Origin of the sequence: Campylobacter ornithocola (assembly GCF_013201605.1) — a bacterium.
Lineage (GTDB): Bacteria > Campylobacterota > Campylobacteria > Campylobacterales > Campylobacteraceae > Campylobacter_D > Campylobacter_D ornithocola.
Window position 1 is genome coordinate 1,198,442 of record NZ_CP053848.1, and the last position, 13,858, is coordinate 1,212,299.

The 13,858-nt window shown below is 29.7% G+C and carries 9 protein-coding genes and 1 pseudogene; all 10 read right to left on the reverse strand.

Features of this window, described 5'->3' with window-relative positions; all coding sequences use genetic code 11:
* Window positions 1–30: 30 nt before the first annotated feature.
* The 10 genes and pseudogenes from CORN_RS06215 to gatA all read right to left on the reverse strand — a co-directional run bounded on the left by CORN_RS06215 (window position 31) and on the right by gatA (window position 13,778).
* Window positions 31–4,061 (reverse strand): annotated as a pseudogene (locus CORN_RS06215) (N-6 DNA methylase).
* An 8-nt stretch (window positions 4,062–4,069) separates the two neighbouring features.
* A complete protein-coding gene (locus tag CORN_RS06220) occupies window positions 4,070–6,268 on the reverse strand; it encodes an endonuclease MutS2 (RefSeq protein ID WP_172663989.1) in 2,199 nt (732 codons plus the stop codon).
* On the reverse strand, window positions 6,268–6,615 hold the full coding sequence (locus CORN_RS06225; RefSeq protein ID WP_066006781.1) for a hypothetical protein: 348 nt from the start codon (window positions 6,613–6,615) through the stop codon (window positions 6,268–6,270). Before CORN_RS06225 ends, CORN_RS06220 begins: the two co-directional genes overlap by 1 nt.
* A complete protein-coding gene (gene murC / locus CORN_RS06230; protein ID WP_066006779.1) occupies window positions 6,608–7,900 on the reverse strand; it encodes a UDP-N-acetylmuramate--L-alanine ligase in 1,293 nt (430 codons plus the stop codon). Before murC ends, CORN_RS06225 begins: the two co-directional genes overlap by 8 nt.
* An 87-nt stretch (window positions 7,901–7,987) precedes the next feature.
* Window positions 7,988–9,511, reverse strand: coding sequence for a sulfatase-like hydrolase/transferase (locus CORN_RS06235; protein ID WP_094750269.1), 1,524 nt, complete (start codon window positions 9,509–9,511; stop codon window positions 7,988–7,990).
* 197 nt (window positions 9,512–9,708) lie between these two features.
* Complete coding sequence (locus CORN_RS06240; RefSeq protein ID WP_172663990.1) at window positions 9,709–9,960, reverse strand: hypothetical protein; 252 nt, start codon at window positions 9,958–9,960, stop codon at window positions 9,709–9,711.
* Between the two features lie 37 nt (window positions 9,961–9,997).
* Window positions 9,998–10,786: a carbon-nitrogen hydrolase family protein gene (locus CORN_RS06245; RefSeq protein ID WP_066006773.1), complete on the reverse strand. Its 789-nt coding sequence runs from the start codon at window positions 10,784–10,786 to the stop codon at window positions 9,998–10,000.
* Window positions 10,779–10,952: an exodeoxyribonuclease VII small subunit gene (gene xseB, locus CORN_RS06250; RefSeq protein WP_039628709.1), complete on the reverse strand. Its 174-nt coding sequence runs from the start codon at window positions 10,950–10,952 to the stop codon at window positions 10,779–10,781. The genes CORN_RS06245 and xseB overlap by 8 nt, the downstream gene beginning before the upstream one ends.
* Window positions 10,952–12,403, reverse strand: a complete 1,452-nt coding sequence (gene guaB, locus CORN_RS06255; protein ID WP_066006771.1) for an IMP dehydrogenase — start codon at window positions 12,401–12,403, stop codon at window positions 10,952–10,954. Before guaB ends, xseB begins: the two co-directional genes overlap by 1 nt.
* A 10-nt stretch (window positions 12,404–12,413) precedes the next feature.
* Window positions 12,414–13,778 carry an Asp-tRNA(Asn)/Glu-tRNA(Gln) amidotransferase subunit GatA gene (gatA, locus tag CORN_RS06260; RefSeq protein WP_066006770.1) on the reverse strand — a complete coding sequence of 455 codons (1,365 nt, stop codon included), beginning with the start codon at window positions 13,776–13,778 and terminating at the stop codon, window positions 12,414–12,416.
* Window positions 13,779–13,858: the final 80 nt, after the last annotated feature.

Here is a 13,858-nt window from a genome sequence, read left to right on the forward strand (position 1 = left end):
TAAAATTTACAAAGTTTAGCGAAAAATGCTTTAAGAAAATAAATATTTTTGTAAGATTTTTTCTTTTTCTTTTTCTAAAAATTCTAATTTAGGATTAAGAAAATCAATTTGTTGTTCTACTAATTCAATGCTTTGAACAATTTTTTCTTGAATTTCTAGCGGTGGGAGTGGGATTTGATAATTTGAAAATTCGGGGATAGTTAATTGCGGGATATTAGAGCCGCTATTTTTTATTTCGCTATTATTAATAAGAATTTCTGCAAATTTCAAGTTTAATATTTTTTCTTTTGGAATAAGTGTAATTAGTCTTACTATTGGTACAAAAGGTTCAAATCTAGCGACAGCATAGCCTATTGTCCCCCTAGCTAATACTGTCAAGGCTTTTTGGGTTATGGTTGGTTTTATAGTCCAGCCATACAAACCTTTATTTCCAACAGCATTAGCATAAATAGGTACTGAAAACTTTTGTGTTTTAAACTCTGAAAATTCTTTTGGTTTATCACCTCCAGCACTCAGCAAACCAATATTTTTAATTTTTTCCTTTTCCCAGCCATTTTGTGGTGGTTCGGGAAGAGTTTGCAAAAGCTCTTGTATGGTTTTAGAAAAGTTTTTAAAAGCATTAAAATCTTGCTCCCTTTCTTTGCTTTGAGTTTCTTCAACTAATACTTCAGAATGACTGATTTGTTCTTCAATTAGCGAAAGCAAAAGATTAAAATCAAGCTTAAATTCTAATTTTTGCAAATTTTCTAAAATAGAATTTAGTTCATACCCCCCCCCATTATCATCTATGATACCGCATTTTTGAAGTATTGCTTTGATTAAGTTTTGATACTCTTCTACACTCATTCTTATTGTGTTATACTGTTCTTCTACCTTTTCACATTCTGCCACGATTTGCTTTTGAATCTCAAAGTCTGCATTTGGTATTAAAATAGATTCTAAATTTGTTTTATTGATTCCGCCTTGAGCCGAACCTGTAATTTTAGATTTTAAAGCTTGTTGTCCACTATAAGAATGTAATATATAAAATAAATATTTTTGTTTTGCTATATTATCACAACGCAATAAAAAAATATGCTCATTAATCATTGCGGATTTCCCAATAAATTCATTACGCACCATTGCAATTTTACCAGTTAATGCACCATCTTTACATATTAAAATATCAAATTGTTTTACAATTCCTTTATCTTGCAACGCAAAACTTTCATAAAATTCTATTGGTACATACTTAGGATTATCTAATTTGATATACCCACTTTTATTGTCTATATGTTCTCCACCAAGACTCAGTGCACCGTTTTCATATTTGCCGACACCACCACTAGGACGCTTTGCGGCTTGAATATCTAATACAAAATCTTTAAGTCTTACTAACTCAAATTTAGAATTTACAAAAGGATTAGACATTTCACTTTGCGTTGAATTACTAGGATTTAAACTTATAGCTTTATTAAATTCCACTTTTTCAAAATCCATCATATCAACAAGCCTTGCTTTACTAGCATAGCTTTGCAAATCTTTTGGTATATCACTAAGAGTTTTTAAAAATGCTTTGCAAATTAAAGTATTAAGTTTAGTCTCATTTTGCGGATTGTCTCTTTCAAAAAGTGGACTCAAATAAGGCTCGTGCAATTCTTTTAAGCCTTCATCGCCTTTTCTATTGCTCCACTCATAGCCTAAAAATTTCTTTTGTTCTTTTATATCACTTGGGGATTTTATGATTAAGACTTCTTGATTAAGACTTAAACAAAAATAAAGCAGTTTATCTTTTTCTATTGCTTGAGTATAAGCTAAAAAGGCTTTATCTTCTAAACTTTTTTTATCTTTACTCTCTTTATAAATTTTAGATTCTTTAAGTTTTTTATAATCGCTTGTTTGCTCAAATGCATTGCGATAATCTTTAAAGGCTTCTAGCTCTGCAAGTTTAGAATCTAAGCTGCCGTTTAAAAAATTTTCATAAAGCTCTTTATCAAATTTTCTAAAGTCACAATACGCACTTAGATAATTTTGATAAAAGTTTTCATTGTCTTTTAAATTTTCAGCTTCTATGCGTTCTTTAATCAAACTATAATCTTGAGAAATAAGATGATTTTCTTGTTTAAAAGTTTCTTTTTTGCGTAAAAATAAAATAATCGTATTTGTCCCTGTCGCTCCAAAAGTACAGCTTCCAAGCTCAACAATGGCAATAAAATCAAAATTTTGAAATAATATTTCTCTTGTATTTTTATAAATAGAATCCTTATTTAAAATAGAACTTGGCAAAATAATGGCAGCTTTAGCATTATCTTTTAAAATTTGATTTGCTCTTTCTATGAAAAAACATTCAATAGCACTATTTGTTTCTATGTTTATATCATCGTTAAAAAGTTTATAGGTATTTTTAGATTTATCACTTAAAGTTTCTAAAAATCCTTTTACAGAATAAGGTGGATTTGCTATAAGCAAATCAAAATTATTAGATTCTATTTGTGGTTTTGCTTTTTCTCCTTCTAGATTGCTTATATTTGCTAACTCAAAAGAAGCAAGTGCATCAGCGTATAAAATATTGATTTCATTTTGCCCATACATTGCACTTGAGACCTTAGAAACCTTACTTAAGCGATATTCTTTTTCAATACCATAAATATTTTTATAATGCTCTTTTAATTCTTCTTCTGTTAAATATCGCTTAAGCTCATTGGCATAGGTGTTTAAAAAATGTCCAGCACCACAAGCATAATCAATCACCCTTAAAGCTTTAGAGTTTTTGCTTAACATTTCTTGAAGCGGTAAAGAATACATAATAAATTCACAAATTTGAATAGGAGTGAAAAACTGCCCTTCATCTTGCTTCATACCTTTTTGCAAAAAAGTTCAAAAAGATTGCCTAAAAATTGATTTGTAGAGTTTTGAGTAAGCTTGTAATTTGCAAAAAGCTCTACTATTTCTTTTAACACAAGTGCGTTTTTTAAGAATAATTCTTTATTATGCACTTCTAAAAATGCAAAATCATTATTGGAATAAAATTTTAATTCTTTGATGTAATTTTGCATTGCTTCTTTTAAAGTTTTTATCTTTAATTGCTTAAAGTCTTTTTCTATATCTTCATTAGATACAAAGGTAATTTTTTCTCCTAAGAATTCTTTCATAGCTTCTTTATAAAGCCACATTAATCTATCTTGCATATTTGCATAAGTATCTGCCATTACACCAAAATATCCAAATTTAAGATTGTTTTTATTAAAAGTTTCATCATAAATTTTGCAAAGAAAAATATTTACAAGTTTATCAAAGGCATTTTCCTTGCCTGATATATTATGCTTACGTAAAATTTTTGCAAATTCATGATATTTGCCTTCTTCTTTAAGTTCTTTAAGATTATCAAATGTTGGAATTATTTCTAAAATTTTATAAGCATTGACATTTGCTTCAAAAATGCCTTGTTCAAAATATTGTAGTTCATAACTTTCTTTCCAAGTTTTAAAAAGCTCTATATTGTTATTGGCTTTTTTATAAGAATTTTGCAATTCTTTTTCTTTTAAATATTCTTCATTATCGTAAGCTTGTATGATATAATTTTTATATTCCAACTTATCACTAAAATCACTTGTATAAAGACAAAGATATTTTACGCCTTTTTCTTGCTGAAGATAAGAAAAAAGCTGTCCTCCATCTTCTTGCATTCTATTCCATTCTTTTACAAACTCACTATTTTTAGAATCTATAGTTTTACACTCTATAATTAAATAGGGGTTATTTTCATTATCCTTTACTAAAATATCAGCTTTGCCACCTTTTTTATCCCTGCCAAGATTCCATTTTGGTTCTAACTCTAAATGTTCAGCCTTGTAGCCTTTTTCTAAAAGTCTATGCACACATTCAAAAACTACAAAATTTTCAGGGTGTAAAAAATTTGAAGTAGTTTTATCATGAATTTTGATTTCTTTTGGGTAATTAATACTTTGATTTTTATAATCTATTGAAAGCATGTAATTATTGATTGTTTTTACATAGTTTTCATTTTCATTTTTAAAACCTAAAATTTCTAAAACTTGTTTTAAATTATTTTTTGTAATCATTTATTTCCTTACAATTTAACCACCTTAGCGCCAAAACCACCTTGATTAATCGGTGCATCATTAAAGCTTTTTACGCTTTTGTGAGCTTTTAAAAACTCTTTTACCGCAAAAGCTAATTTTCCTGTGCCTATACCATGATAAACTATCACCTCATCAAAACCCACTATCAAAGCATCAGAGATAAATTTATCAAGTCTTTCAAGTGCTTCATCGCTTCTTAAGCCGTGTAAATCTAAAATCATATTTAAAGCACTTGGGCGAGTTATACTAACACTTGATTTTACCTTTTGCTTAGGGGTTTGATTGCTTTTTTTAAGAAGCTTTAATGGTACACGCAAACTTAATCCATCACTTTGAATTATCGCATCATTTTTAGAAATAGCTGTGATTTTACCTTTGATTTTTTCGTATTTGACAAAGTCGCCCACCCTAAGCTCTTCATTTTGCTCCATACTTGGTAAAATAATGCTTTTTTTAAGCTCATTAGCTTTATTTAGACTTCTTTGTTTTTCTTTGATATCTTTTAAATTTATCGTTTTTTTAGCTTCTTCTATGGCTTTGTGATATTTAAACTCTAAATTAGAAACAAGCTTTTTAAATTCTTGCTCGTTTTTTTCTTTTTGATCTTTGAGTGAAAGTAAAATTTCATCTACCTTGGCTTCTTTTTTCCCAAGCTCTTCATTTTTTTTACGTAAAGAAAGCTCAAGATTGATGTTTTTACTCACCATTTCTTCTAAATTTTCTTTATCTTCTCCATAAAGTTTTTTAGCATTTTGCACTAAATTCGCACTTATACCATACCTTAAAGCTGTCTCAAATGCATAAGATTTACCTATGGTACCTTTTAAAAACTCATATTTTGGCCTTGAAAGCTCTTCATCATACAAAGCAGCGATGAGTTCAACTTGTGAATTTTTAGCTAAAAGCATTGCAAGGCGTTTGTGGTGAGTTGTGATGATGATTTTATTATCTTGCTCTAAAAGCTTAGAAATAAGCTCGGTATATAAACACGCTGCTTCTTCAAAATCTGTCCCAAGCTCTATCTCATCAATTCCTAATAAAACATTTTTCTTACCCAAAAGCTTAGAAAAATGCAACATTCTTCCTGCAAAAGTAGAAATATCGTTTTTTACATTTTGTGGATCTTCTAAAATCGCATCAAATTCTTTAAAATTTCCTATTTGACTTTTTTGTGCGTTAATTCTCATAGGAAGTAAATGCTTTGCAAGTAAAGCTGCGCTTAAAATTCCTTTTAAAAGCATAGACTTACCACCTGCATTTACACCTGTGATGATTAAAACTTTTTTATTAAATTCTATATTTACACTTTTTGCATTTTTTAAAGCCGGATGTGCGAAGTTATATAAACTTAAATTATTAGAACTATCAGTTAAAACAAACTCATAATCATGTTTTTTAGCCATCAAAACTCTAGCACTATAATGATCAAATAAATCAAAAGCATTATTAATAAATTTTAAAAACATCAAATTTTTATAAAAAACCAAGCTAATTTTTTTAGCATATTCATAAAAAATCTCTTCTTTGGCATCTTTGACTTCATCAATTTGGCTTTGAATTTTTTCCACACTCAAAGGCACCACATAAAATCCACCGCCACTACTTCTACCTATGATTTTTGCTTTTAAGACATGATTAAACCCACCACGTAAAAGCAAGGCCTCCATACCATTTATAAGATGAATTTGTGTATCGATTAAATACACACTAAGACTTTTAGCATATGTGAGTTTTTTAAACTCAGCTATCAAGCTTTCTTTTTTCATTTTTAGAGCTAAATTTAAATTAACAAGTCTTTCATCAATACTTTCTTTAATTTCACCCTTTTCATCAAAATACTCAAAAAGTTCTAAAATAACCTGTGGAATTTCTATTTTTAAAAGCCATTCTTTCAAACTTTCTTCAAATTTTAAGCCCTTTAAATACTTAAAATACTTACAGATTTTAATAAATTCAAAGCTTTGACTTAAATGTAAAATTCCTTGTTTGCTAAGATGAGTTAAAGCACTATTTAGCTCTTCTATCATAGGTGGTGGATTAAAATCAATCAGCGAGAGTTCGTTGATTCTTTTATGATGAAGTTTGCTATCACCTTGTAAAAAAAATTCTTTGTCTCTTGCAAAAAGTCCTTTGAAATCTTCTATATAAGTATCTAAATCTAGCTTTTTAAAAAATTGCTCTTGCATTATTTATCCACCTTGCAATCTTTTATATCAAAAATCAATGCTTTAAATTGCTTGTTTTTACCATTAGAAACAAAGCTTTGAGTTCCATGCTCGAAGTTAAAATACTCTTTACTTATATTAACATCTTTGCAAATTAGACTTTGTCCTTGTAAAAATGCATTAAGTGTTTCTTTTTTTAAAACTCCACTTCTTGTAGCACTTAACTCAAATTTAATTGCAAAAGCAATCATCAAAATCAACACTAAAATCAAAAGATAATTACTAATCTTGCCTATTTTTTTACGCAAAAAAACAAAAAAAAGTAAAATCGCAAAAAAAGCTAAGATATATAAAAAAATCTTAAACATACTTGCCCCTAAGCTTTGTGCTTATATCTCCTGCGCCAAAGCCAATTACTAAGCCATTTTCAATCAACTCATCATCAAAATAAATAGCGCTTTCTTCTCTTTTGATTTCTTTTATAAATTTAGCTTTTGGAAAATATTTTTGCATATTAATTTCTATTTTAGCTTCCCCTGCTGCATACACAGGTAATATGTAAAGTTCATCAACACTTGCTAAAACCTCACTAAAATACTCTATGTTTGCACTTAAACGCGTGTAGCGGTGAGGCTCAAAAATAGCTATGATTTTTTTATATCCAGCTAATCTTGCATACTCACTTGCTGCTTTAAGTGTGGTTTTGATTTCTGTTGGATGGTGTCCATAATCATCAATCAAAGCCATATTTTCATTTGCAAATAAAATATCAAATCTTTTTTTAATACCTTGATATTTTAAAAGCTTAGTTTTTATCTCTTCCATACTTACAAATTCACTCGCAGCCAAAATAGCTAAGGTAGCGTCCATCGCCACATGTTCGCCCATACCAAAAACACTAAATTCCCCAAAATCTTTAAATGTAAAATATGTTTTTGGTTTAAAATTTTCTACTTTCATATAAATATTTGTGATATCTTTGCTAGGATAAAGTCTTTTAGCATTATTTAAATTTAAACTTGATAAAAACTCATCTTCAGCATTAATCACTTGAATTTTAGACAAATGCAAAAAATCTGCATAGGCCTTGTGTAATCTTGCAAGATCATTTTCATAATGATCTAAATGTTCAGCTTCTACATTAGTCACTATAGCTAAATATGGGTTTGAGTTTAAAAAAGAACTATCACTTTCATCAGCTTCAAAAACGAGATTTTCGCTTTCTTTATAAAGCATATTAGTGCCACTTTCTTTTAACACTGCACCAATGATCACAGAAGCTTCTATCAAGCTTGCTAAAATGCTTGAAGTCGTGCTTTTACCATGAGCACCAGCAACCGCAAAAACCCTTTTGTCTTTTAAGATCATAGGTAAGGCTTCTTTTCTTGAAAGCGTTGTGATATTTTGCTTTTTTGCGCCAGCTAACTCTTCATTATCTTCTTTAATAGCAGCTGAATATACCACTAAATCAACATCTTTAACATTGTCTTTATGATGAGGAATTTTTATATCTATACCTTCTTTTTCTAATTCTTTTGTGATTTTACTTTCTTTGATATCAGAACCACTTATCTTAAAGCCTTGCTCTTTTAAAAATCTCGCCAAAGCTGAAATTCCAATACCACCTATACCTATAAAATGAATTTTTTGCATTTTTGCCTCAAATTTTTTAAAAATTTAAGGCAAAATTCTATCATTTGTTTACTAAAAATAAAATATAAAAGCCTTTGGAGATAAAATCTACTCACTATCATTTGATGTTTTGAGATTAATTAATCTATAATTTAATTGTTTTTGAAACAACTCCTTATAAATTTTTGAGAAATTCTTATGATATGAATCTAATTCAAAAGCCTTATTTGTATCTTTTATACTAGTATTATTTTCAAAATAATAACCATTATCTCCACTATACACTCCATTTTGATCAATCCAAATAAGCTCATTAAAACCAAATTCTAACTTTTCATTTTTTATAGGTGCTAACATATTTCTTCCTCCTAAACTTAAATATTTTGTATTACTAAGAGTAAGATTATAAAGTGTTGGAAAAATATCTTTATGTGAACCCACGCGGTTTTTATCATAATAAATATCATTTTTTAAATACTTTGGAAGATATAAATAAAAAGGCACGCTATAAGCAAAAACTTTTTGAAAATTTGTATCTATCTTAATATCTCTAAATCTATGATCTCCTGTAGCAGCAACTATAATATTATCCTTAAATTTGCTTTCTTTTATATGATCTAAAAACATTCCGAATTCATCATTTGCATATGCATAAGCATTTAAAGCACCTATGGAATCACTGATAATAAATTGATTTAATATCTTTTCATCTAAAGCATTCTCATCAATAAGTTGTTTTTTACTTTTATGTATATAAGGTCTATGAGTGGAAATACTAAGAGAGATAACAAGTGTAGGACTTTTGGCATTTTCAAAGATAGAATATATTTTTTTATACATAAACTCATCAGCTATACCGTATTTATGTTTTGTTTTTCTAGCTTGTGGAAAATCTTGCATAAGCGTATTTTCATCTATAATTTCATCTACACCTTGATTTTTAAAATAATTTCCAAGATTATACCAAGAAGCATTACCACTATAAACAAAAACTATCTTGTACCCTGCATTTTTATAAATTTGCAAAGGTGTAAAATCTAGCTTTTCTTTTTGGTACAATCCATTTGAAATAATATTTGGGCTTAAAAAAATTAAACGATTAAAACTTTCTATGGTATTGTTTGCACTAGATAAAAATCTAGTAAAAACAATATCTTGCTCAAAGTGCTTTTTTAAATTTCCCAAAAGATTAATTTTTTCAGTATTAAACTCAGCCAAATTTAAACCAAAACTTTCCATGATATTAACATAAATGTGATTTTTAGCATGATTTTGATGTGTTAAAGTAGTATCAAACATAGGAAAAAGCTTTTCTTCTAGTTGATTAAGCTGTTTTATATCTACACTTTTAAATTCTTGCTGATTTTTATACTCTTTATATGCCCATGAAAAAGCCATTAAAGGATTTGTAGAAATTTCATTAAAAGCTTTTATGGTACTAAATTCATAACTTGAAGCTCTTAGTGCATTATAAGTAAAATGTCCTCTTAGCGCTACAACATAAGCATAAATTAGTAAAATGTTTAATAAAACAAAAAACACTAGTTTTACTTTAATAGTCTCTAGTTTTAAGCTAAGAATTTTAATATTAAGATAAAAACAAAATATACTAAAAATTACAGCTAATAACAATGCTTTTATAATGGGATAATCAGAAAAAACTATCGACAATATAGCCTTAGTATCATCATCTTTTAAACCAAAAATAAAAATATCAATCTTGCTTGCATAAAGTTGAAAGTAATAATAATGTATAAATGCAGAAATTAAAACAATAAAAGCTATAAAAGCTACATAAAAACTAGAAAGGTAAAAATAAATTTTAGCAATTACCCCCCCCCCGTAGTATGATATTTTCTATCTTTAAAAACCAAACTTACATAAGAAAGCAAACCATACAAAAATAAGGGTAGAAAAATAGCACTAAAAGTTCTCATATCATGACCTAGTCCATACACATACACCATTAAGGTATTTTCGCTTTCATTAGTTAAATTTTTTATCATCAAAAATCTAACTGAAGCAAAAATTCCCATAAAAATAAAACTAAAAGAAAGAATTTGCAATAAAATTTTTCTCATTATACTCCTTTAAATAATATTTTCTTGCTAAAAAAGATTATTCTTCGTAATTTTTTATAAGCTTATCAAAGCCCCATAAATTTCTAGCTTCATTTGCTTTGCTAACTTCTACCACAAGCATTTCTTCTTGATCGCCAAGTTGCTCTTGCACTTCTCCAAAAGCATTAACAAAAAAACTATCTCCATAAAATTTCCACTCATTTTCTTGCTTTAAATTACCTATGCGATTAACCCTTAAAATGCTTGTTGAGTTTAAAAAAGCTCTTGTTTTTAAAAGTTCTAGCCATCTTTGATTGCTTTCAAAAGTACTAGCTGTGGGAATGATGACTAAGTCTATCTTTTTTTTCATAATCATTTGCCAAAAGATATCAAAATGTGCTTCAAAGCCAAAAAGTAAAGCACATTTTAAACCCTCATGTGTGAAAGTAAAAAGTTTAAGCTTATCAGTTTTTTTATTGTTAAAAAATTTTTCTTCATTCCAATGCACATAAGGCATTAAAATTTGTTGCTCATACACTTTTACATTTTGCGGGCTTACTTTTAAGCATAGTTTTTTTAAGCCATCATTTTCAACACTTATAAAAGGTGCAATAATGTTTAAATCATATTTTTTAGCAAGTTTTATCAAGCTTGCTTTTTTGCTTTGACTTTGTTCTTTAATCATACTTTTTGGCATAGTTTTTAGCTCACTAAAAAAACTATTTAAAACATATTCGCCTAAAACCACCAAATTCGCGCCACTTTCCTTAGCAGCTTTTAGATAATAATCAAGCCTTGATTCACTCAAAGCCAAAGTTGGAAACTGCAAAGCTACAACACTACTCATCTACTTGCTCAATTTCTAATTTAGCATTTTCAAGCATAGTTCTTGCTTGCTTGATACTTTTTAAGCCTTCTTTGTAAATTTCTACACAAGTTTTAAGGTCTAAATCTTTATCGTTAAGTTTTTCCAAAGAAAGCTCAGCTTGTTTAATGTGATCTTCAAATTCCATTAATTACTTACCTTATAATTTGGTGCTTCAGCAGTGATAGTTACATCATGCACATGGCTTTCTTTTAATCCTGCTGCGGTAATTTCTACAAATTCAGCTCTTTCTTGGAAAGCTTTAATATCTACTGCACCTACATAACCCATAGAGGATCTAAGTCCGCCTAAAAGCTGATGTACTACACTTTTTATACTCCCTACATAAGGCACCCTACCTTCAATACCTTCGGGCACAAGCTTATCTTGAGCAGTACCTTCTTGAAAATATCTATCCGAGCTACCTTTTTGCATAGCTCCTAAACTTCCCATACCACGATAACTCTTATATTGCCTTCCTTGATAAGTAAATAACTCGCCTGGGCTCTCATCAGTTCCTGCTAAAAGTGAGCCTATCATAACACTACTTGCTCCTGCTGCAATAGCTTTTGCAATATCGCCTGAGTATTTTATACCCCCATCAGCAATTACTGGCACGCCGTATTTACTTGCTTCTATCGCACATTCATCTATAGCTGAAATTTGAGGCACACCTACGCCTGAAACAATACGCGTTGTACAAATACTACCAGGTCCTATACCTATCTTAATCGCATCAGCACCTGCCTCGCAAAGATCTTTAACCGCTTTGGCACTTGCAACATTTCCTACTATCACATCTACATTAAACTCAGCCTTAATTGCTTTTAATGTATCAATAATCCCTTTAGAATGCCCATGTGCACTATCCATTACGATAACATCAACTTCAGCCTCCACTAAAGCTTTCACGCGATCAAGCTGACCCACACCAACAGCCGCAGCTACTCTTAATCTTCCATAGGTATCTTTATTTGAATTTGGATATTCTTTGCGTTTTTTTAAGTCTTTTATAGTGATTAAGCCCTCTAAGTGGTTATTTTCATCTACAATTGGAAGTTTTTCTACTTTATTAGTAGAAAAAATTCTTTCTGCATCATCTAAAGTAGATCCTTTTTTAGCAGTGATTAAAGGCATTTTTGTCATTACATTTTCTACCAAATTATCAAAATTTGTTTCAAATCTCAAATCGCGATTAGTTAAAATTCCTATTAAAATTTTATTCTCATCTACCACAGGAACACCTGAAATTCTATATTCAGCCATTAATTCTAGTGCTTCTTTAACACTTGCTTTAGGTCCTATATAAATAGGATCCATAATCACGCCGCTTTCACTTTTTTTAACTCTTTTTATTTCTCTAACTTGCGAAGCTATATCCATATTTTTATGGATCACCCCTATACCACCAAGTCTTGCCATCATGATAGCTGCCCTATGCTCAGTAACCGTATCCATAGCAGCTGAAATTAAAGGCATATTTAAAGTGATATTTTTTGTAAGCCTTGTTTTAATATCTACTTCTTTAGGTAAAACCTCAGAGTATTGAGGAACTAACAAAACATCTTCAAAAGTTAAAGCGCGTTTGATGATTTTCATGATTTTTCCTTTATTTGTTTTTGATAATTTCTTCCAAGCTTAAAGCACCATCTAATAAAGTTTGCTCATCATAAGCTTTACAGATAAGTTGAGCAGAAATATTAAGTCCGTTTTCATTTTTTGCTACTGGCACACTAATACCACCAAGCCCTGCCAAATTAACTGAAATAGTAAATACATCTTCTAAATACATTTGTACCGGAGTTTTAATATCATTAAAACCAAAAGCAACACTTGGAGCAACAGGCATAAAAATCAAATCACAATCATTTAAAATTTCTTCATATTTTTGTTTGATAAATCTTCTAGCCTTTTGTGCTTTGATATAATATGCATCATAATACCCACTACTTAAGACAAAGGTTCCTAGTAAAATTCTTCTTTTTACTTCCTCGCCAAAACCTTCACTTCTACTATTTATATACATTTGGCTAAGATTATCACATTTTTCGCTTCTTCTACCATATCTTACGCCATCATAACGACTCAAATTTGCACTTGCTTCAGCTGCTGCTATGATATAATAAGCTGCAACATCAAATGTAGAATCCATTAAGTCTTTATAAACAATTTCATGGCCACTTGCTTTTAACATATCTATGGTTTTCAATAAGGCTTGTTTTACATCATCATTAGTTTGTTCTACATAGTTTTTAATCACAGCTATTTTTAGCTTTTTATTTGCATTTAGTTTTGGTGCGGTTGGCTCAAGAGCTATGTTTGCGCTTGTACTATCTTTTTCATCATAACCTGCAATAGCATCATATAAAATCGCAGCATCTTCAACATTTTGTGTTAAAACTCCAATTTGATCAAGACTCGAAGAATACGCTGCTAATCCATATCTACTAACTCTTCCATAGCTTGGTTTAAACCCAACACAACCACAAAAAGCAGCAGGTTGTCTTACCGAACCACCAGTATCTGAACCTAAACTTGCCAAAGCTATCCCAGCAGCGACCGCAGTAGCGCTTCCGCCACTACTTCCACCTGGAACTTTAGTATTATCAAGTGGATTTAATGTCTTACCATAAAAAGAAGTCGCACTTGTGCTTCCCATAGCAAATTCATCCATATTACATCTTCCAAATGGAGCAAAATTATTTTTGCGTAAATTTACAATAACACTTGCATCATAAGGTGCCACATAGCCTTGTAAAATTTTAGAACCACAAGTTAACTCCCAATCTTTAACGCTAATATTATCTTTTATAGCTACTGGTACGCCAGCACCTGAAACACTTAAGTCTTTATTTAAAAACTGCTCGACATAAGCACCTAAATACTTTTGTTGGTGTGCTTTTTCATTTAATTCTTTTTTTAGACTTTCTAATTCTTCATTTGAAAATTTCAAAGCTTCTTTTAAAGTTACCATTATTTATCCTTAAATCTTTTAACCAAATAAAACAAAAAAAGCGTGACAAATAAAAAACTTAATAAAGTAATCACTATCAC

Bases quoted from the DNA above. Each gene is read 5' to 3' on its own strand.
- CORN_RS06220 (WP_172663989.1), bottom strand. From the start codon at position 6,268: ATGCAAGAGCAATTTTTTAAAAAGCTAGATTTAGATACTTATATAGAA.
- CORN_RS06225 (WP_066006781.1), bottom strand. From the start codon at position 6,615: ATGTTTAAGATTTTTTTATATATCTTAGCTTTTTTTGCGATTTTACTT.
- murC (WP_066006779.1), bottom strand. From the start codon at position 7,900: ATGCAAAAAATTCATTTTATAGGTATAGGTGGTATTGGAATTTCAGCT.
- CORN_RS06240 (WP_172663990.1), bottom strand. From the start codon at position 9,960: ATGAGAAAAATTTTATTGCAAATTCTTTCTTTTAGTTTTATTTTTATG.
- CORN_RS06245 (WP_066006773.1), bottom strand. From the start codon at position 10,786: ATGAGTAGTGTTGTAGCTTTGCAGTTTCCAACTTTGGCTTTGAGTGAA.
- xseB (WP_039628709.1), bottom strand. From the start codon at position 10,952: ATGGAATTTGAAGATCACATTAAACAAGCTGAGCTTTCTTTGGAAAAA.
- guaB (WP_066006771.1), bottom strand. From the start codon at position 12,403: ATGAAAATCATCAAACGCGCTTTAACTTTTGAAGATGTTTTGTTAGTT.
- gatA (WP_066006770.1), bottom strand. From the start codon at position 13,778: ATGGTAACTTTAAAAGAAGCTTTGAAATTTTCAAATGAAGAATTAGAA.